This is a genomic window from Pseudomonas sp. P5_B3 (genome assembly GCF_056400405.1).
This window is the reverse complement of sequence record NZ_JBFULI010000080.1, coordinates 1-20,044: the sequence shown is the minus strand read 5'-3', so window position 1 is coordinate 20,044 and position 20,044 is coordinate 1. Positions and strand designations below refer to the sequence as shown.

The following is a 20,044-nucleotide window of genomic DNA, read 5'->3' as shown; positions in this document are numbered from 1 at the left end:
GTTTTGCGATGCTGGATAACTGATGACATGAACGGCCAACCGGCCTGACGACAACCCTGGGCTCTCACACGGCTGCAAGGCCGTTCCCCTAATTAGGGTCGTTGGGCATCGATTCTCATCGAGGCGCGGGGGCCACAACCCCAACTCAGACGCCGGATAGATGAAAGCAAGCCAAACACGACATCAACAACAGTATTGCAGAAAAGGGGGTAACCATAGATGTGGGAGCGAGGGTGTACACAGACTTCACATCCGACACATATCAACTGTGGGAGCGAGCTTGCTCGCGATAGCGGACTGTCTGTCACATCACTCCTGAATGTGCCGCCCTCATCGCGAGCAAGCTCGCTCCCACAGGTTCTGCATTTCAATTGAATGGTGTCCCGGCCGTCAGTCATTCCGTCCAGCAACGCTACAGGCCCAGGGTATCTTTGGCATATGATCCCGAGCCTTCGCGCGGGCAGGAGTCAACATGCAGCTCAAACACAAGATCGTCGCCCTCGGGATTCTGCCGCTGGTGCTGGCCATTGCCGTCATCTGTGCGCTGGTGATTTCCCTCAACCGCCAACTGGGCGATCAACAGGCGCAACTGATCGAAGACAGCATTCTGGCGAGCAAGCGCGCGGAGCTGAAAAACTACGTGGAAATGGCGAAAAGCCTGATCGAGCCGCTGTACGACGACGGCCACGGCGATGCCCACGCCCAGCAACAAGTGCTGGAAGAACTGCGCAAGCTCAGCTTCGGCATCAACGGCTACTTCTTCGTCTACGACCATGAAGGCCGCAGCCTGATGCACGCACGCCAGTCGGAACTGGTGGGCCAATACCTGTGGGACATGAAAGACCCCCACGGCCTGCCGGTGATCCAGGCGCTGCTCAAAAGCGCACAATCGGGCGAAGGTTTTCAACGCTACGCCTGGAACAAACCCTCCTCCGGCCAGGTGACCGACAAGCTCGCCTATGTGGTGATGCTCGATCGCTGGGGCTGGATGCTCGGCACCGGCATCTACCTCGAAGACGTCGAGCGCGCCACCCAGCAAGCCCGTGCCGAAGTGGCCATGGGCATCCGCAAGACCATGATGGCCATCGCCGTGGTCGCCCTGGTCGCGGTGCTGTTCGTGTTCGCCACCGGCATGACCCTCAACGTCAGCGAACACCGGCTGGCGGACAAGAAACTGCAGCGCCTGACCCAGCGCATTGTCAGCCTGCAGGAGGAGGAACGATCCCGGGTGTCCCGTGAACTGCACGACGGTATCAGCCAGGTGCTGGTTTCAATCAAGTTTCAGTTCGAACTGGCCAGCCATCTGCTGGAACGCGGACAAGCCCACGACAAGGGCCTGAACACGTTAAGGGACGCCACCGAGCGCCTGGGCGATGCCATCGGCGAAGTCCGCAGTCTCTCCCATGACCTGCGCTCATCCTTGCTCGACACCCTCGGCCTGCCGGCGGCCATCGGCCAATTGGCCGCCGAATTCGAGCAGCGCAGCGGGCTGAGCGTGACCTATGACGAAAATGAATTCGACTGCCAACTGGTCGACGGCGCGGCTGTTGCACTGTTCCGCATCGTCCAGGAAGGCCTGACCAATATTGAACGCCATGCGCAGGCGAAGAACGTATCCATTACCCTGCGCGGCTGCGAACAATCGGTGCGGCTGACCGTGGTCGATGACGGCATCGGTTTCAACGTCGCCCAGGTCGAACGTCGTCAGGCCGGCATTGGTTTGCGTAACATCCGCGAACGCGTCGAACATTTTGGCGGACGCTTCGATTTGATCTCGATGCCGGGCAGAAGCGAGCTGGACGTGCTGCTGCCGATGAAACCTGGCGCAAAGCGCTGACCCGGCCCCAAAAACTACAAGAGTGAACAGCTGCGATGAACCTGCCCTCCCCGATCCGCGTCGCCCTGGTCGACGATCACTCCCTGGTCCGCGACGGCATCAAGGCGCTGCTGGCCGTGATGTCGCCCCTGGAAATGGTCGGCGAAGCGGAAAACGGCGCCGAAGCCATCGAGATGGTCGGACGTTGCCAGCCGGACCTGCTGCTGGTCGACATCAGCCTGCCGGACATGAACGGCCTGGAACTGACCCGCGTGCTACGCAGCCAATACCCGTCGCTCAAGGTGCTGGTGCTGAGCATGTACGACAATTACGAGTACGTCAGTGAATCGGTGCGCTCCGGCGCCAGCGGCTACGTGCTGAAAAACGCCCCGTCACGGGAAATCATCGCCGCCATCGAAGCCATCAGCAGCGGCGGAACCTTCTACAGCGCCGAAATCGCCCAGCGGCTGATCGCCGACAGGAACACCGACAACGAACTGACCCCGAGGGAAAGCCAGGTGCTGTCGAAGATGGCGCAAGGGTTGAACAACAAGGAAATGGCCCGGGAACTGGACATCAGCGTGCGCACGGTGGAGACACACCGCTTGAGCATTCGGCGCAAGCTCAACATCGACAAGCCGGCGGCGCTGGTCAAATACGCCATCGATCATGGGCTTATTTCTCGCTAACACCCCACCCTCCCACAGGGATCTGCGATCCATTGACTGCGTCGATAGTCACCATTGATTCAATGAAGTTCTCTTAAAAAATCCACGGCGTAACATCTGCTCCGTACCCACCCATAACAACCCGGAGCACACCATCATGAAACGCCAAACCTTCCTCAGCATCGCTTTCTCGGTTTTTGCAGTGAACGCTTTTGCCGCTACTTCTGCTCAGCCAGTTGTCGCCGAAGGCGGTTCGGATCGTCTGATTGAAAGCCGTGTGGCCGAGGGTGGCTCCGATCGTCTGATCGAGAATCGTGTAGCGGCTGATGGTTCTGATCACCTGAATGACAACCGTGTTGCTGCTGACGGCTCCGATCATCTGAATGGCAACCGTGTTGCCGAAGGTGGTTCCGACCGCCTGATCGAAAGCCGCAACGCCTGAATGCATGGCGGTACCGCAAGACTCGACGAAAGACCCGGCCTGAACAGCCGGGTTTTTTTTTGTGTTTTTTTTGAGCGGCCCGTACGACGCATTTCCCCCGCCCTGCCGCCTTTTCATCGCCATCCGACCAGAAACTCATTTCAGGGTCTTGTGCTTCCTATATTATGGTATACCATCAGACGCACAGACACCCAAACCTCTACGGAGCAGCTCATGAGTTTCGAAATCCGCAAGATCGTCAGCTATGTCGAAGAAACCTTTATCGAAGGCGGCAAAGCCACCGATAAGCCCGTGACCATGGTCGGTCTGGCCGTGGTGATGAAGAACCCCTGGCTGGGCAACGGTTTCGTCGAAGACCTCAAACCACAGATCCGCGCCAATTGCTCCGACCTCGGCGCACTGATGGTCGAACGCCTGGTGGGCATCATCGGCGGTGCCGAGAAAATCGAGGCTTACGGCAAGGCTGCCGTGGTCGGTGCCGATGGCGAAATCGAGCACGCTTCGGCGGTGATCCACACCTTGCGCTTCGGCAACCATTACCGCGAAGCGGTCAAGGCCAAGAGCTACCTGAGCTTCACCAACAAGCGCGGCGGCCCGGGCACCTCGATTCAGATCCCGATGATGCACAAGGACGACGAAGGCCTGCGTTCGCACTACATCACTCTGGAAATGCAGATCGAAGACGCACCGCGTGCCGACGAAATCGTCGTGGTCCTGGGTTGCGCCGACGGCGGCCGCCTGCACCCGCGCATCGGCAACCGTTACATCGACCTGGAAGAACTGGCCGCCGAAAAAGCCCAGTAACCGGCCAGCAGAACGACAACAAGAAGGCATTGCAGGAGCGCTCCATGATTCGGCTCACCGCTGAACTCACCCCGGCTGGCACCAGTTACCTGGCGACCGGCCAAGGCCAGCCCGTGGTCTTGATCCACGGCGTGGGCCTGAACAAAGAAATGTGGGGCGGCCAGATCGTTGGCCTGGCCACGAAGTACCGCGTCATCGCCTACGACATGCTCGGCCATGGCGCCAGCCCGCGCCCGGAAAGCGGCACGCCGCTGCTCGGCTATGCCGACCAGTTGCTGGAGCTGCTCGACCACCTGCAATTGCCCAAGGCAACGGTGATCGGTTTTTCCATGGGCGGGCTGGTGGCGCGGGCGTTTGCCCTGCACTACCCGCAACGCCTGGAAGGCCTGGTGGTGCTCAACAGCGTGTTCAACCGCAGCGCCGAACAGCGCGCCGGGGTCATTGCCCGCACCAGCCAGGCTGCCGAACACGGACCGGACGCCAATGCCGAAGCGGCGCTGTCGCGCTGGTTCAGCCGTGAATACCAGGCGGCCAACCCGGCGCAGATCGCGGCGATTCGCCAGACCCTGGCCGGCAATGACCCCCAGGGTTACCTGACCACTTATGAGCTGTTCGCCACTCAGGACATGTACCGCGCCGACGACCTGGCCAGCATCCAGGTGCCGACGCTGATCGCCACCGGCGAACTGGACCCGGGCTCGACCCCGGAAATGGCCCGGCAACTGGCCGAACGCATTCCCGGCGCGACCGTTGCCGTCCTCGCCGAGCAACGGCATATGATGCCCGTAGAATCGCCGCGCCTGGTCAACCAGCTGTTGCTGGAGTTTCTGCAGGCCGCGCACTCCAAACAAAACCAGATCAAGGGGATCGTTGCATGACACTCGCACGCTTCCAGATGTGCATCGGCGGTGAATGGGTCGATGCCCTGTCCGGCAAGACCTTCGAAAGCCTCAACCCGGCGCTGGCCGAGCCTTGGGCCGAATTGCCCGATGCCGACGAAGCCGATGTCGAACGCGCCGTACAAGCCGCGCAAACCGCTTTCGACAGCCCGGCCTGGCGCGGTTTGACCGCCACCGCTCGCGGTAAATTGCTGCGGCGCCTGGGCGACCTGATCGCCGAAAACAAAGAACAACTGGCGCAGCTGGAAAGCCGCGACAACGGCAAGCTGATCCGCGAAACCCGTGGCCAGGTCGGCTATCTGCCGGAGTTCTTCCACTACACCGCAGGCCTGGCGGACAAGCTCGAAGGCGGCACCCTGCCGCTGGACAAGCCGGACCTGTTTGCCTACACCGTGCACGAAGCCATGGGCGTGGTCGCCGCGATCATTCCGTGGAACAGCCCGCTGTACCTGACCGCGATCAAACTCGCCCCGGCCCTCGCCGCGGGCAACACCATCGTGATCAAGCCGTCGGAACACGCTTCGGCAACGATTCTTGAACTGGCGCGCCTGGCCCTGGAAGCCGGGATTCCGCCGGGGGTGGTCAACGTTGTCACCGGATATGGCCCGAGCACCGGCGCCGCCCTCACCCGCCATCCGCTGATCCGCAAGATCGCCTTCACCGGCGGCGCGGCCACGGCGCGGCATGTGGTGCGCAGCAGCGCGGAGAACTTCGCCAAGCTGTCGCTGGAACTGGGAGGCAAATCGCCGAACATCATCTTCGCCGACGCCGACCTCGACAGCGCGATCAACGGCGCCATCGCCGGGATCTACGCCGCCTCCGGGCAGAGCTGCGTCTCCGGTTCGCGCCTGCTGGTGCAGGACGAGATCTACGACGAATTCGTCGGCCGTCTGGTGGAACGCGCCCGGCGCATCCGCATTGGCAACCCCCAGGACGACAGCAGCGAAATGGGCCCGATGGCCACCGCCCAACAACTGGCCGTGGTCGAAGGCCTGGTGGCCGACGCGATTGCCGAAGGTGCGCGCTTGCGCCTGGGCGGCAAGCGTCCGGAGAATCTGGGCGACGGCTGGTTCTACGAACCGACGCTGTTCGAATGCGACCGCAACTCGATGAAGATCATGCAGGAAGAAGTCTTTGGTCCGGTGGCTTCGGTCATCCGTTTCAAAGACGAAGCCGAAGCCCTGGCGATTGCCAACGACTCGCAGTTCGGCCTCGCCGCCGGCATCTGGACCCGTGACCTGGGTCGTGCCCATCGACTGGCCCGGGACGTGCGTTCGGGGATCATCTGGGTCAACACCTATCGCGCGGTCTCGGCCATGGCGCCGATCGGCGGCTTCAAGAACAGCGGCTATGGACGCGAAAGCGGCATCGATTCGGTGCTGGCCTACACCGAGCTGAAAACGGTGTGGATCAACCTGTCCCAGGCACCGATGCCTGATCCCTTCGTGATGCGCTAGGAGTCCTGGAAAATGATCGAACCCGGCATTTACAAAGACGTGATGAGCTCGTTCCCGTCCGGGGTCACGGTGGTCACCACCCTGGACCCGGCCGGCGGCATCGTCGGCATCACCGCCAGCGCCTTCAGTGCGCTGTCGATCGACCCGGCACTGGTGCTGTTCTGCCCCAACTACGGCTCCGACACCTACCCGGTGCTGCGCGACAGCAAGCAGTTCGCGATTCATCTGCTGTCCGCCGACCAGACCGCCGAAGCCTATGCCTTCGCCGGTAAAGGCAAGGACAAGGCCAAAGGCATCGAGTGGCACTTGAGCGAACTGGGCAATCCGATCCTCGCCAAGGCGACGGCGATCATCGAGTGCGAACTGTGGCGCGAATACGACGGCGGCGATCACGCGATCATCGTCGGCGCGGTGAAGAACCTGATCCTGCCCGCGCAACCGGTGACGCCGATGATCTACCACAAAGGCAAGCTGGGGCCGCTGCCCACCCTGGCCTGACGGATCTACACAATCCCCTGTGGGAGCGAGCTTGCTCGCGATGACGGTGTATCAGTCGACATAGATGTTGAATGTCAGTCCGCTATCGCGAGCAAGCTCGCTCCCACAGGGTCCATCACTTTTCTCAGGAGCCGGCATGAGCCCAGCAGCTTCGTTACTGTTCCGTCAGCAGGCCTACATCGATGGCCAGTGGCTGGACGCGCCGGATGGCGCCTGTCAGGACATCTTCAATCCAGCCACCGGCGAGTTGATCGGCCAGGTGCCGAACCTCGGTACCGAACACGCTCGTCTAGCCATCGATGCCGCCAACAAAGCCTGGCCGGCCTGGCGCGCGCTGACCGCCAAGGAGCGCAGTAACACGCTCAAGCGCTGGCATGCCTTGATGCTGGAAAACGCCGACGCCCTGGCTGAAATCCTCACCCTCGAACAAGGCAAGCCACTGGCTGAAGCCAAGGGCGAAATCCTCTACGCCGCGAGCTTCATCGAGTGGTTCGCCGAAGAGGCCAAGCGCATCTACGGCGACACCATTCCCAGTCACAAGGGTGATGCGCGCATCGTGGTCAGCAAGGAGCCGATTGGCGTGGTCGCGGCCATTACGCCGTGGAACTTCCCGGCGGCGATGATCACGCGCAAGGCCGGCCCGGCACTGGCCGCCGGTTGCCCGTGCATCGTCAAACCGGCCCCGGAAACGCCCTTCTCGGCGCTGGCCATGGCGGCTCTGGCGGAACAGGCCGGCATTCCAGCGGGTATTTTCAATGTGATCACCGGCGACGCCGTGGCCATCGGTGGTGAGCTGACCGGCAGCAGCCTGGTGCGCAAACTGTCGTTCACCGGCTCCACTGCCATCGGCAAATTGCTGATGGCCCAGTGCGCGCCGACGCTGAAAAAAGTCTCGCTGGAACTGGGCGGCAACGCGCCGTTCATTGTCTTCGACGATGCCGACCTGGAGCGTGCCGTTGACGGCGCGTTGATCGCCAAATTCCGCAACGCCGGGCAGACCTGCGTTTGCGTCAACCGTTTCCTGGTGCAGGACGGCATCCACGACGCCTTTGTCGCGCGCCTGGCCGAGCGGGTTTCGCAACTCAAGGTCGGCAGCGGTTTCGAGGATGGCGTCACCCAAGGGCCGCTGATCAATGAGCGTGCCGTGGCCAAGGTCGAAGACCACGTGCAGGACGCGCTGGCCCACGGCGCACAATTGCTGTGCGGCGGCGAACGCCATGCATTGGGCAACGGCTTCTTTCAGCCAACCGTTTTGGCGGGCGTTACCACGCAAATGAAAGTCGCCCAGGAAGAAACTTTCGGTCCACTGGCAGCGGTGTTCCGTTTCGACACCGAGGCCCAGGCCGTCGAGATGGCCAACGACACCGAATTCGGCCTGGCCGCCTACTGCTACACCCGCGACCTGGGCCGCGCCTGGCGCATGAGCGAGGCGCTGGAGTACGGCATGGTCGGGATCAACGAAGGGCTGATTTCCACCGAAGTCGCGCCGTTTGGCGGCATCAAGTCCTCGGGGCTGGGCCGTGAAGGGTCGAAGTACGGCATCGAGGATTACCTGGAACTCAAATACACCTTGATGGGCGGCCTCTGAGCCCACGGGAGCTACGCAAATGAACAACGAAAAATACGAAAAAGGCCTGAAGATCCGCACCCAGGTGCTGGGTGAGGCCTACGTCAATCGCTCCATCGAGAACGCCGACGACTTCACCCGACCGTTGCAGGAAATGGTCACCGAGTATTGTTGGGGTCATGTCTGGGGCCGTGAGGGTTTGTCGCTCAAGGAGCGCAGCATGATCAACCTGGCGATGATCTCGGCCCTCAACCGGCCCCACGAACTCAAACTGCATGTGCGCGGCGCCTTGCGTAACGGCCTGAGTCGTGAGCAAATACGCGAAATATTGCTTCAGGTCGGCATTTATTGCGGTGTCCCCGCTGCCGTAGACAGTTTCCGGCTCGCCCGTGAAGCCTTCGCCGAAGCCGATGCCGAGGCCTCCAGTTAACCCTTGGCTGTTTGATGACAGAGCACATGGATTCCCGTAATCGAAGTGCTCTTTTTGCATGGACAGCCACAATCAGAGCGGACCCCATGAAACGCCTGCCACTCGACGACAGCTTCAAGGTCAATCGCAACCCGGTCACCCTGCGCGAAATCGTGCTGGATAAACTGCGAAGCGCCATCATGAACTTCCAGCTCATGCCGGGAGACCGACTGGTCGAACGCGATCTGTGCGATCGCCTGGGCGTCAGCCGTACTTCCGTGCGCGAAGCCTTGCGTCACCTGGAATCCGAAGGTCTGGTGGAATTCGCCGACGCCAAGGGCCCGCGGGTCGCGATCATTACCCTGGCCGATGCCGTCGACATCTACGAGCTGCGCTGCGTACTCGAAGGGCTGATCGTGCAACTGTTCACCCTGCGCGCGAAGGCCAAGGACATCAAGGCCCTGGAAAAAGCCCTGGAAGAAAACCGCAAGGCGCTCAAAGACGGCGAACTGCAACAGGTCATCGACTCGGTGCAGGGTTTCTACGATGTGCTGCTTGAAGGTTCGGGCAACCATGTCGCGGCCACTCAACTGCGTCAATTGCAGGCACGCATCAGCTACCTGCGCGCGACCTCGGTGTCCCAGGAAAACCGTCGCAGCGCCAGTAACCAGGAAATGGAGCGCATGGTCGAGGCGATCAAGGGCGGTGACCCGCTGGCCGCCCACCAGGCGTGCGTCGACCACGTGCGAGCGGCCGCTGCCGTGGCCCTGGACTACCTCAAGCGCAAACAGGAAGAAACCGGCGCCACGCCGCAGATCACCCTACCCATCGCGCTGAAAGAACCGCGCATAGGTCGCTGAAATGTTCAGCCCGAGCTTTTGCCCCAAGTGCGGCAGCGCAGACCTTAGGTCACAGCTGCCGCCGGGCGATACGCACGAGCGCCTGATGTGTCGCGGCTGCGGCTACATCCATTACGTCAATCCGAAGATCATTGCCGGCTGCATCATCGAGCAGGACGGCAAGTACCTGTTGTGCCAGCGCGCGATTCCACCGCGCCCCGGCACCTGGACGTTGCCGGCGGGCTTCATGGAAAGTGGCGAGACCACCGAGCAGGCCGCGCTGCGGGAAGTCTGGGAAGAAAGCGGCGTGCGTGCGGAAATCGTCTCGCCCTATTCGATCTTCAGCGTGCCGCAGATCAGCGAGGTGTACATCATCTTCCGCGCCATCGCGCTGGAGATTACCGGGCAGTACGGCCCGGAAACCCTCGACTACCAATTCTTCGCGCCCGAGGACATTCCCTGGGACAGTATTTACTACCCGGCGATCCGGCAGATCCTTGAGCGCTATATCGAAGAGCGTCAGGCTGGGGTGTATGGCATTTACATGGGTAATGACGACAGCGGCAAAATCCATTTCATCCGCTGAAAAATCCCCCACTCCCCTGTAGGAGCGAGCCTGCTCGCGATGGTCGTCAACGATGACGCGTGCTGACTGACCGAACGCGTTGCTCTGACGTTTTTCGCGAGCAGGCTCGCTCCTACAGGGTCAAGCGGTGTTGGTTAGAGCGGCGCCATGCCCTCGACAATAATCACCTCTGCCTTCGCCACACCCTCACGGTGCCCCCTCGCCTCCTGATACAACGCCGAGTGATAGCAAGCCACCGCCTGCTCATAGGAATCAAACTCGATCACCACACTGCGCTGCGGCGTAGACCTACCTTCCATCGCCTCGCTGCGCCCACCCCGCGCCAGAATCCGACCGCCATACAAGGCAAACGCCTGCGGCGCCCGCTGAGTGTATTGGCTGTATTGATCAGGGTCAGTGACATCCACATGAGCAATCCAGTACGCCTTCATAGTGACCTCTCGGTTTATTTTGTATTATGGTATACCACATTACCAATCCAACAAATACCGAGACTCCAGCATGGCCTTCAACAGCATCGAAGAAATCATCGAAGATTACCGCCTCGGCAAAATGGTCCTGCTGGTGGACGATGAAGACCGGGAAAACGAAGGCGACCTGTTGCTGGCCGCCGATTGCTGCACACCCGAGGCGATCAGTTTCATGGCCCGTGAAGCCCGGGGCCTGATCTGCCTGACCCTGACCGACGAGCACTGCAAGCGCCTGGGCCTGGAGCAGATGGTGCCGAGCAACGGCAGCGTGTTCAGCACCGCCTTCACCGTGTCTATCGAGGCCGCCGTCGGTGTGACCACTGGCATTTCCGCTGCAGATCGTGCCAGCACCGTGGCCGCCGCTGTCGCCGCCCATGCCGGCCCTGCCGACATCGTGCAACCCGGCCATATCTTCCCGTTGCGCGCCCGGGAAGGCGGCGTACTGACCCGTGCCGGCCATACCGAAGCCGGCTGCGACCTGGCCCGCCTGGCCGGCCATACGCCCGCCTCGGTGATCGTCGAAGTGATGAACGACGACGGCACCATGGCCCGCCGCCCGGACCTGGAAGTGTTCGCGCGCAAGCACGGGATCAAGATCGGCACCATCGCCGACCTGATTCACTATCGCCTGAGCACCGAACACACCATCGTGCGCATTGGTGAACGTGACCTGCCGACCGTGCATGGCACCTTTCGTCTGATCACCTTTGAGGATCGCATCGAAGGAGGTGTCCACATGGCTATGGTCATGGGCGATTTGCGTCGCGATGAGCCGACGCTGGTGCGGGTGCATGTGATTGACCCGTTGCGCGACCTGGTCGGCGCCGAATACAGCGGGCCGAGCAACTGGACGTTGTGGGCCGCCTTGCAGCGAGTCGCCGCCGAAGGCCACGGCGTGGTGGTGGTGCTGGCCAATCACGAATCCTCCCAGGCGTTGCTCGAACGCGTGCCGCAATTGACCCAGCCGCCACGGCAGTTCAGCCGTTCGCAGTCGCGGATTTATTCGGAGGTGGGCACTGGAGCGCAGATCCTGCAGAACCTGGGTGTTGGCAAATTGCGCCACCTGGGGCCGCCACTGAAGTATGCGGGTTTGACCGGGTATGACCTGGAGGTGGTCGAGAGTATTCCATTCACCGAGTGACCCTCGATTTAGCGCAATTCATTGTAGGAGCGAGCCTGCTCGCGATGGCGGCATGACAGTCAACACTTATATCGACTGACACGCCCTCATCGCGAGCAGGCTCGCTCCTACAGGGGATTGCGTTGCCTGACCGGCTCCGGCCAATCCCCAGAACCCAAAAATCCACTTTCGGCTGATAGTCGGTACGGCAAAGTGCTTGCACAAAGTTTGGAATACCATAATATGATATTCCATAGACCGAACAGTCAGCACTGACTCGACGGACTGATGCTCCCGATAGGCGGGCACTCGAAAGCCCCGCTCATAAACACAACAATGAGGGCGTGAAAATGGTGTTGAACAAACGTGCGACCGCGGTTCTTTTTGCGGGACTGTTGAGCGTGACCAGCCAGGCATTGCTGGCGGCTGAAAGCGTCAACTTCGTGAGTTGGGGCGGCAGCACCCAGGATGCGCAGAAGCAGGCCTGGGCCGACCCGTTCAGCAAGGCCAGCGGCATCACCGTGGTGCAGGATGGCCCGACCGACTACGGCAAACTCAAGGCCATGGTCGAAAGCGGCAACGTGCAATGGGACGTGGTCGACGTCGAAGCCGACTTCGCCCTGCGCGCCGCCTCCGAAGGCTTGCTCGAACCCCTCGACTTCAAAGTCATACAGCGCGACAAGATCGACCCGCGCTTCGTCAGCGATCACGGCGTCGGTTCGTTCTTCTTCTCCTTCGTTCTCGGCTACAACGAAGGCAAGCTCGGCGCCAGCAAGCCTCAGGACTGGTCCGCGCTGTTCGACACCAAGACCTACCCCGGCAAGCGCGCCCTCTACAAATGGCCAAGCCCTGGCGTGCTCGAACTGGCGCTGCTGGCCGACGGCGTGCCTGCCGACAAACTCTACCCGCTGGACCTGGACCGCGCGTTCAAAAAACTCGACACCATCAAGAAAGACATCGTCTGGTGGGGCGGCGGCGCGCAGTCGCAGCAGTTGCTGGCCTCCGGTGAAGCGAGCATGGGCCAGTTCTGGAACGGCCGGATTCACGCCCTGCAAGAAGACGGCGCCCCGGTCGGCGTAAGCTGGAAGCAGAACCTGGTCATGGCCGACATCCTGGTCATTCCCAAGGGTTCGAAAAACAAGGACGCGGCGATGAAGTTCCTGGCCAACGCCAGCAGTGCCAAGGGCCAGGCCGACTTCTCCAACCTGACCGCCTACGCCCCGGTCAACGTCGACAGCGTGCAGCGCCTGGACTCGGTGCTCGCCCCGAATCTGCCGACCGCTTACGCCAAGGATCAGATCACTCTTGATTTCGCGTACTGGGCCAAGAACGGTCCTGCCATCGCGACACGGTGGAACGAATGGCTGGTCAAATGAAAATGACGGCAACCGCATCCCGTCCCTCCACGTCAGTCGGGAGCGCCCCTGGCGCTGCCGGCAAGGCGGCTGCAATGACGCAATCGCCAAGCCTGGCCCAACGCTGGCGCGGATCGAGCAACCTGATCCCCGCCCTGCTGTTCCTCGGCCTGTTCTTCCTCGCGCCGCTGATTGGCCTGCTGTTGCGCGGCGTGCTGGAACCGGTGCCGGGCCTGGGCAACTACGAGCAACTGTTCGCCAACTCGGCCTATGCGCGGGTGTTGCTCAACACCTTCTCGGTGGCGGGACTGGTGACGCTGTTCAGTCTGTTGCTGGGTTTCCCGCTGGCCTGGGCGATCACCCTGGTGCCCCGTGGCTGGGGTCGCTGGATCCTCAACATCGTGCTGCTGTCGATGTGGACCAGCCTGCTCGCCCGCACCTACTCCTGGCTGGTGCTGCTGCAAGCCTCCGGGGTGATCAACAAGGCGTTGATGGCCATGGGCATCATCGATCAACCGCTGGAGATGGTGCACAACCTCACCGGCGTGGTGATCGGCATGAGCTACATCATGATCCCGTTCATCGTGCTGCCATTGCAGGCGACCATGCAGGCCATCGACCCGATGATCCTGCAGGCTGGTTCCATCTGCGGCGCCAGCCCCTGGACCAACTTCTTCCGGGTGTTCCTGCCACTGTGCCGGCCGGGGCTGTTCTCCGGCGGTTTGATGGTGTTCGTGATGTCCCTCGGTTACTACGTGACCCCGGCGCTGCTGGGCGGTGCGCAGAACATGATGCTGCCCGAGTTCATCATTCAGCAGGTGCAGTCGTTCCTCAACTGGGGCCTGGCCAGCGCCGGCGCCGCGTTGCTGATCGTGATCACGCTGGTGCTGTTCTACTTCTACCTGAAGCTCCAGCCGGAATCCCCGGTTGGCGCTAGCAACGCGAGGTAAGCCGTCATGCTCCTGACCCCCAATGCCATGAGCCGGCGCATGCGCTTCGGCCTTTATGCCACCACCGGGCTGATCGGGCTGTTCCTGCTGCTGCCGATCGTGTTCATCGTGCTGCTGTCGTTCGGCTCGTCGCAATGGCTGGTGTTCCCGCCACCGGGCTGGACGCTGAAATGGTACGGCCAGTTCTTCTCCAACGCCGACTGGATGAACGCGGCGATGGCCAGCCTCAAGGTCGCGGTGCTGACTACGTTCTTCGCCGTCGCGCTGGGCCTGCCGACCGCATTCGCCCTGGTGCGTGGCCGCTTCCCCGGCCGGGAAATGCTCTACGGCCTGTTCACCCTGCCGATGATCGTGCCGTTGGTGATCATCGCCGTGGCGGTCTACGCGCTGTTCCTGAAACTGGGTTACACCGGGACCATGTTCGCGTTCGTGGTCAGCCACGTCATCGTCGCGTTGCCGTTCACCATCATCTCGATCATCAACTCGCTGAAGCTGTTCGACCAGTCGATCGAGGATGCGGCGGTGATCTGCGGTGCCTCGCGCCTGCAAGCGGTGTTCAAGGTGACATTCCCGGCGATCCGTCCGGGCATGGTGGCCGGCGCCCTCTTCGCCTTCCTCGTCTCGTGGGATGAAGTGGTGCTGAGCGTGATGATGGCCAGCCCGACCCTGCAAACCCTTCCCGTGAAAATGTGGACCACCCTGCGCCAGGATCTGACGCCCGTGATCGCCGTCGCCTCGACGCTGCTGATCGGCCTCTCGGTGTTGGTCATGGTCATCGCCGCCGCTCTGCGCCGGCGCAACGAAATCAGCGCTTGAGCGCCAGGAGTACGACATGAGTGCAGTGATCAAAGATTCCGCGCAGCAAAATGACAAACCCCTGGTCAGCCTGCGTAACCTGAACAAGCACTACGGCGACTTTGCCGCCGTGGACAACATCTCGCTGGACATCAAGGACGGTGAATTCCTCACCTTCCTCGGCTCCAGCGGCTCGGGCAAAAGCACCACGCTGTCGATGCTGGCCGGGTTCGAAACCCCGAGCAGCGGCGAGATCCTGGTCAACGGCCAGTCGCTGGTGAACGTGCCGCCGCACAAGCGCGACATCGGCATGGTGTTCCAGCGCTATTCGCTGTTCCCGCATCTGTCAGTGCGCGACAACATCGTCTTCCCGCTGGCCATTCGCAAACTGGCCGCCGCCGAACGCGAGCGCCGGGTCGATGCGATGCTCAAACTGGTGCAGCTCGAGCAATTTGCCCATCGCCGCCCTTCGCAACTGTCCGGTGGCCAGCAGCAACGAGTCGCTATCGCCCGGGCGCTGGTTTACGAACCACGCATCCTGCTGATGGACGAACCCCTCGGTGCACTGGACAAAAAACTGCGTGAAGACTTGCAGGATGAACTGCGTCAGCTGCATCGACGCCTGGGCATCACCATCGTCTATGTGACCCACGATCAGGAAGAGGCCATGCGCCTGTCCCAGCGCATCGCGATTTTCAGCCACGGCAAGATCGTCGGCCTCGGCAGCGGCTATGACCTGTACCAGAACCCGCCGAACGCCTTTGTCGCGTCGTTCCTCGGCAACTCGAACTTCCTCAAGCTCAAGGCCCAGGGTAATGCGGTGGCGAGCTTCGAAGGCCAGGCACTGTCGATCCGCCTCACCGCCGGCCTGCACACCGATCAGGACGTGCTGCTGATGGTGCGTCCGGAAAAAGCCCTGGCCCTGAGCAATGAACAAGCCCTTGCCGAACCGCTGGCCGCCGGCTGGAACGAAGTCTCGGCTAATGTCGTGGAGGTGCTGTTTCTCGGCGAAAGCCAGACCTGCAGCGTGGTCACCGCTGGCGGCACCTCGATGACGGTCAAGGCACTGTCCGCCGCCGGCATGCCGCTCAAGGCCGGTGACCCGGTGCGGGTGCGCTGGGCCACCGCCGATGCCTGCGTCTACACCGAATGGGCCGAAAGCGACCTGAACAAGGCCGCCGGCGCTCACTGATCCATTGGCCTGCGCGCGCGAGCCACTATAATGAGTCACCCTCGGGCCACCACAACGTCGGGTTGTGGTGGCCTTTTTTCTGTCGCCTGTAAGATAAATTGGACAACTGATTCCTATAATCCCGGTTTAATGCTAAATAGTGCTCAGTATTTTTAACACCCGACCCTGTCGTGCCACACAGTGCAACGAGAATAACGATATGAAAGTCCATTTCGAGAAAAGTGAAGTGTTTGGGACCCTCCACCTGCAAGCGGCGGTGGCAGCATGATCGAAGTTACCGAAGTTTCCATTGCCGAGTTGCGCGCCGCGCTCGAATCCGGCCAGACCACGTCGGTTGAGTTGGTCCAGGCTTATCTCGCGCGGATCGACGCCTATGACGGCCCCGAAACGCCAACGGCCCTGAACGCGGTCGTGGTGCGCAACCCCGAAGCGCTCGCCGAGGCCCAGGCGTCCGACGCCCGTCGCGCCAAGGGCCAGACGCTGGGCCCGCTGGACGGCATCCCTTACACCGCCAAGGACAGCTATCTGGTCAAGGGCCTCACCGCCGCATCCGGCAGCCCGGCCTTCAAGGACCTGGTTGCCTATCGCGATGCGTTCACCATCGAGCGCCTGCGCGCTGCCGGGGCGATCTGCCTGGGCAAGACCAACATGCCGCCGATGGCCAACGGCGGGATGCAGCGCGGCGTCTACGGCCGCGCCGAGAGCCCGTACAACGCTGACTACCTCACCGCCCCTTTCGCCTCCGGTTCGTCGAACGGCGCGGGTACTGCCACTGCCGCAAGTTTCGCGGCCTTCGGCCTGGCGGAAGAAACCTGGTCGAGCGGCCGTGGACCGGCCTCGAACAATGGTTTGTGCGCCTACACGCCGTCACGCGGGGTGATCTCGGTGCGCGGCAACTGGCCGTTGACCCCGACAATGGACGTGGTCGTGCCGTTTGCCCGGAGCATGGCCGACCTGCTCGAAGTGCTCGACGTGGTAGTGGCCGATGACCCGGACACCCGTGGCGATCTGTGGCGCCTGCAACCCTGGGTGCCGATCCCGAGCTCGTCCTTGGTGCGCCCCAAATCCTACGCGGCGCTGGCCGCCAACAGCGAGGCGCTCAAAGGCAAGAAGTTCGGCATTCCACGCATGTACATCAACGCCGATCCAGAAGCCGGCACCTCTGAAGCGCCAGGCATCGGCGGCCCAACCGGCCAACGCATCAACACCCGTCCTTCGGTGATCGGGCTCTGGGAACAGGCACGCAAGGCCCTCGAAGACGCGGGTGCCGAAGTGATCGACGTGGATTTCCCGCTGGTCTCCAATTGCGAGGGCGATCGCCCTGGTGCGCCGACCGTGTTCAATCGCGGCATCGTTTCCAAGGAATTCCTGCACCATGAACTGTGGGACCTGACCGCCTGGGCGTTCGATGATTTCCTGCAAGCGAACGGCGACCCGAAACTGAATCGCCTGGTCGATGTCGACGGCCCGCAGATCTTCCCTCACGACCCGGGCACCCTGCCCAACCGCGAAGGCGACCTGGTTGCCGGCATGGACGAATACGTGCGCATGGCCGAACGCGGCATCACCCCGTGGGACCAGATCAGCACGATGCCGGACGGCCTGCGCGGACTGGAGAAAACCCGCAAGATCGATCTGGAAGACTGGATGGATCGCCTGGGTCTCGACGCAGTGCTGTTCCCGACGGTCGCCGACGTGGGTCCGGCGAATGCCGATGTCGATCCGCAATCGGCGGATATCGCCTGGAGCAACGGCGTCTGGGTCGCCAACGGCAACCTCGCCATCCGTCACCTGGGCGTGCCGACAGTCACCGTGCCGATGGGCGTGATGCCGGACATCGGCATGCCGGTCGGCCTGACGTTTGCCGGGCGCGCCTATGACGACTCTTCGCTGCTGCACCTGGCATCGGCGTTCGAGTCGACCGGCAACAAACGCATGATCCCGCCGCGCACGCCGCCATTGACGGCTGACAAGCGGTAATCGACACCGGGACTGGAGCCTTTACCGCTCCAGTCCCGGATCATCAGGGGTCGACTTGAGCCATCAGCTCCGGAATCGATTCCGGCCGATTGGCATAACGCTGCGCCAGCACCGCACAGACCATCAGTTGAATCTGGTGGAACAGCATCAACGGCAGGATCAGCACGCCAATGGTGCTACCGGCAAACAACACCTGGGCCATCGGCACGCCGGTCGCCAGGCTTTTCTTCGACCCGCAGAAGAGAATGGTGATGCGGTCTTCCTGGTTGAAACCGAATGCCTTGCCCAGTACGGTCGAGGCCACCAACACCAGCGCCAGGACCACGCAGCACGCCACCACCAGCCCAGCCAGGTCCAGCAGCGGAATCTGGTGCCAGAGCCCCTCGATCACCGCCTCGCTGAACGCGCCGTAGACCACCAGCAGAATCGAACCCTGATCGACGAACTTCAACCAGCTCTTGTTGCGCGCCACCCAGTTGCCGATCCAGCGCCGCGCGATTTGCCCGGCAATGAACGGCAGCAGCAACTGCACGCTGATCTTGAGGATGGCGTCGAGGGTCGAGGCGCCTTCGCCGTGCACATTGAGCAGCAGGGTCACCAGCAATGGCGTGAGGAATATCCCGAACAGGCTGGACGCTGCCGCGCTGCAAATCGCCGCCGGGATATTGCCCCGTGCCAGCGAAGTAAAGGCAATCGCCGATTGCACCGTAGCGGGCAGCGCACACAGGTAAAGCATGCCCATGTACAGGTCGTTGCCGATCAGTGGCGACAACAGCGGTTTTAGCGCCAGGCCGAGCAACGGAAACAGCACGAAGGTCAGGCTGAACACCAGCAGATGCAAGCGCCAGTGCCCGGCACCGGCAATGATCGACTCGCGGGACAGCTTGGCGCCATGCAGGAAAAACAGCAGCGCGATGGCGATGTTGGTCAGCCAGCCAAAACCGACCGCGACCTGACCGCTGGCGGGCAGCAGGCTGGCGAGCGTCACCACGCCGATCAGGGTCAGGGTGAAGTTGTCGGGTAACAAACGGGGGCGAGTCATGGGGTTGATCATCCGGGGGGTTGCCAGTACGTGAAAGCGACTCTAACGTGACTGGGAATTACCGACTAACGCCGATGAGCCAGCTGATGCCGCCCAAAGGACATGACAAGAGTGTTCGACGCAGTATTCCCGGGCTGTCCAGCCTGCCGCGACCGCTCTACGGCCGTACCGAATCGCTGCCCAATCGCGCACTGACCCGGCGCCACAGCCATCCGTGGGTACAGCTTTCCTATGCGATTGCGGGCGTGCTCGAAATACAGACCGGCGTCGGGCGCTTCGTCGCCCCGCCGGAGCGTGCGGTGTGGATTCCGGCGGGCATGCCGCACCGGGTGTTCAGTTCGCCGCGCACGGAAATGCGCAGCCTGTACATCGATTGCAGCGTCTCGGCGTGGGCGCAGCCGGGCTGTCATGTGTTGGAGGTCAGTGATCTGTTGCGCGAGTTGATCCGCGCCTTCAGCCAGATTCCAGTGGAATACGATCAGGACGGTCCCCACGGTCGGTTGGCCCAGGTGATTCTGGATCAGTTGGCGCAAGCGCCACAGATCGATTTGATGCTGCCCCTGCCCCAGGACAGCCGATTGCGGCAAATCGCCCAAAGCCTGGAGTCGCACCCGGAGCAACAGACCACCCTCAGCCACTGGAGCGACAAATTCGGCGTCACCGAGAAAACCCTCAGTCGCCTGTTCCTGCGTGACACCGGCCTGACGTTTCGCGCCTGGCGTCAGCGTTTGCGCCTGCTCGGCGCCTTGACGCCACTGGAACAGGGCGAGCGGGTGACCGATGTCGCATTGGCCTGCGGCTACGACTCGACGTCGGCGTTTATCGCAGCCTTCCGCCAGCAGTTTGGCGAAACGCCGGGGGAGTTTTTTCGCTGAGCCCTGCACCGTACATCTCTGTTGCCTGTCAGTCCGCCATCGCGAGCAAGCTCGCTCCCACAGGGGTATGGGTGTACACAAAACCTGTGCTCGACACAAAAAACTGTGGGAGCGAGCTTGCTCGCGATGGCGGACTGACAGGCAACAGAGATGTACGGTGCAGGGCTCAGCGAAAAAACTCCCCCGGCGTTTCGCCAAACTGCTGGCGGAAGGCTGCGATAAACGCCGACGTCGAGTCGTAGCCGCAGGCCAATGCGACATCGGTCACCCGCTCGCCCCC

Annotated in this window: 20 protein-coding genes and 1 pseudogene; 18 read left to right on the top strand and 3 right to left on the bottom strand. The window is 62.0% G+C overall.

Annotated elements, in window-relative coordinates:
• The first annotated feature begins 472 nt into the window (after window positions 1–472).
• The 11 genes and pseudogenes from AC1DRN_RS28280 to AC1DRN_RS28230 all read left to right on the top strand — a co-directional run bounded on the left by AC1DRN_RS28280 (window position 473) and on the right by AC1DRN_RS28230 (window position 9,985).
• Window positions 473–1,837: a cache domain-containing protein gene (locus AC1DRN_RS28280; protein WP_223463121.1), complete on the top strand. Its 1,365-nt coding sequence runs from the start codon at window positions 473–475 to the stop codon at window positions 1,835–1,837.
• A gap of 35 nt (window positions 1,838–1,872) precedes the next feature.
• Entirely contained in the window at window positions 1,873–2,505 is a 633-nt protein-coding gene (locus AC1DRN_RS28275; protein WP_057396633.1) for a response regulator, read from the top strand.
• Window positions 2,506–2,641: 136 nt separating this feature from the next.
• Window positions 2,642–2,923 (top strand): annotated as a pseudogene (locus tag AC1DRN_RS28270) (hypothetical protein); the annotation flags it as partial.
• Between the two features lie 216 nt (window positions 2,924–3,139).
• A complete protein-coding gene (locus AC1DRN_RS28265; protein ID WP_007978708.1) occupies window positions 3,140–3,730 on the top strand; it encodes an amino acid synthesis family protein in 591 nt (196 codons plus the stop codon).
• Window positions 3,731–3,774: 44 nt separating this feature from the next.
• Window positions 3,775–4,608: an alpha/beta fold hydrolase gene (locus AC1DRN_RS28260; protein WP_223463123.1), complete on the top strand. Its 834-nt coding sequence runs from the start codon at window positions 3,775–3,777 to the stop codon at window positions 4,606–4,608.
• On the top strand, window positions 4,605–6,086 hold the full coding sequence (locus AC1DRN_RS28255; protein ID WP_457266279.1) for an aldehyde dehydrogenase: 1,482 nt from the start codon (window positions 4,605–4,607) through the stop codon (window positions 6,084–6,086). Before AC1DRN_RS28260 ends, AC1DRN_RS28255 begins: the two co-directional genes overlap by 4 nt.
• A gap of 12 nt (window positions 6,087–6,098) precedes the next feature.
• Window positions 6,099–6,584 (top strand): flavin reductase family protein, encoded by a 486-nt coding sequence (locus AC1DRN_RS28250; RefSeq protein WP_223463125.1) that lies wholly within the window; start codon window positions 6,099–6,101, stop codon window positions 6,582–6,584.
• Between the two features lie 136 nt (window positions 6,585–6,720).
• A complete protein-coding gene (locus AC1DRN_RS28245) occupies window positions 6,721–8,172 on the top strand; it encodes an NAD-dependent succinate-semialdehyde dehydrogenase (RefSeq protein ID WP_223463126.1) in 1,452 nt (483 codons plus the stop codon).
• Between the two features lie 19 nt (window positions 8,173–8,191).
• Window positions 8,192–8,581, top strand: a complete 390-nt coding sequence (locus AC1DRN_RS28240) for a carboxymuconolactone decarboxylase family protein (protein ID WP_007991919.1) — start codon at window positions 8,192–8,194, stop codon at window positions 8,579–8,581.
• Between the two features lie 86 nt (window positions 8,582–8,667).
• The gene (locus tag AC1DRN_RS28235; RefSeq protein WP_223463127.1) at window positions 8,668–9,420 is read left to right on the top strand and encodes a GntR family transcriptional regulator; all 753 of its coding nucleotides are present in this window, start codon (window positions 8,668–8,670) and stop codon (window positions 9,418–9,420) included.
• A gap of 1 nt (window position 9,421) precedes the next feature.
• Window positions 9,422–9,985, top strand: a complete 564-nt coding sequence (locus AC1DRN_RS28230; protein WP_056723948.1) for an NUDIX hydrolase — start codon at window positions 9,422–9,424, stop codon at window positions 9,983–9,985.
• 134 nt (window positions 9,986–10,119) lie between these two features.
• Here the strand turns inward: AC1DRN_RS28230 and AC1DRN_RS28225 are convergent, their stop codons facing one another.
• The gene (locus AC1DRN_RS28225) at window positions 10,120–10,416 is read right to left on the bottom strand and encodes a DUF1330 domain-containing protein (protein WP_223463128.1); all 297 of its coding nucleotides are present in this window, start codon (window positions 10,414–10,416) and stop codon (window positions 10,120–10,122) included.
• Between the two features lie 70 nt (window positions 10,417–10,486).
• Between AC1DRN_RS28225 and ribBA the strand changes: the two genes are divergently transcribed.
• From ribBA to AC1DRN_RS28195, 6 genes are all read left to right on the top strand, one after another.
• Window positions 10,487–11,596: a bifunctional 3,4-dihydroxy-2-butanone-4-phosphate synthase/GTP cyclohydrolase II gene (gene ribBA, locus AC1DRN_RS28220; protein WP_223463129.1), complete on the top strand. Its 1,110-nt coding sequence runs from the start codon at window positions 10,487–10,489 to the stop codon at window positions 11,594–11,596.
• A gap of 329 nt (window positions 11,597–11,925) precedes the next feature.
• Window positions 11,926–12,951 (top strand): ABC transporter substrate-binding protein, encoded by a 1,026-nt coding sequence (locus tag AC1DRN_RS28215; RefSeq protein WP_223463130.1) that lies wholly within the window; start codon window positions 11,926–11,928, stop codon window positions 12,949–12,951.
• Complete coding sequence (locus AC1DRN_RS28210; RefSeq protein WP_223463131.1) at window positions 12,948–13,880, top strand: ABC transporter permease; 933 nt, start codon at window positions 12,948–12,950, stop codon at window positions 13,878–13,880. Before AC1DRN_RS28215 ends, AC1DRN_RS28210 begins: the two co-directional genes overlap by 4 nt.
• 6 nt (window positions 13,881–13,886) lie before the next feature.
• Window positions 13,887–14,696, top strand: coding sequence for an ABC transporter permease (locus AC1DRN_RS28205; RefSeq protein ID WP_007976227.1), 810 nt, complete (start codon window positions 13,887–13,889; stop codon window positions 14,694–14,696).
• Window positions 14,697–14,712: 16 nt separating this feature from the next.
• Window positions 14,713–15,867, top strand: a complete 1,155-nt coding sequence (locus AC1DRN_RS28200; protein ID WP_223463132.1) for an ABC transporter ATP-binding protein — start codon at window positions 14,713–14,715, stop codon at window positions 15,865–15,867.
• A 264-nt stretch (window positions 15,868–16,131) separates the two neighbouring features.
• Window positions 16,132–17,847: an amidase gene (locus AC1DRN_RS28195; RefSeq protein WP_223463133.1), complete on the top strand. Its 1,716-nt coding sequence runs from the start codon at window positions 16,132–16,134 to the stop codon at window positions 17,845–17,847.
• 43 nt (window positions 17,848–17,890) lie between these two features.
• On the opposite strand, the gene AC1DRN_RS28190 is transcribed toward AC1DRN_RS28195, so the two are convergent.
• Window positions 17,891–18,889 (bottom strand): bile acid:sodium symporter family protein, encoded by a 999-nt coding sequence (locus AC1DRN_RS28190; RefSeq protein WP_223463134.1) that lies wholly within the window; start codon window positions 18,887–18,889, stop codon window positions 17,891–17,893.
• Between the two features lie 86 nt (window positions 18,890–18,975).
• Here AC1DRN_RS28190 and AC1DRN_RS28185 point away from each other — a divergent pair, with 86 nt between their 5' ends.
• Window positions 18,976–19,764: an AraC family transcriptional regulator gene (locus AC1DRN_RS28185; RefSeq protein ID WP_223463135.1), complete on the top strand. Its 789-nt coding sequence runs from the start codon at window positions 18,976–18,978 to the stop codon at window positions 19,762–19,764.
• Window positions 19,765–19,930: 166 nt separating this feature from the next.
• On the opposite strand, the gene AC1DRN_RS28180 is transcribed toward AC1DRN_RS28185, so the two are convergent.
• The coding region (locus tag AC1DRN_RS28180; protein WP_477786865.1) for a helix-turn-helix domain-containing protein at window positions 19,931–20,044 on the bottom strand (114 nt) is incomplete at its 5' end.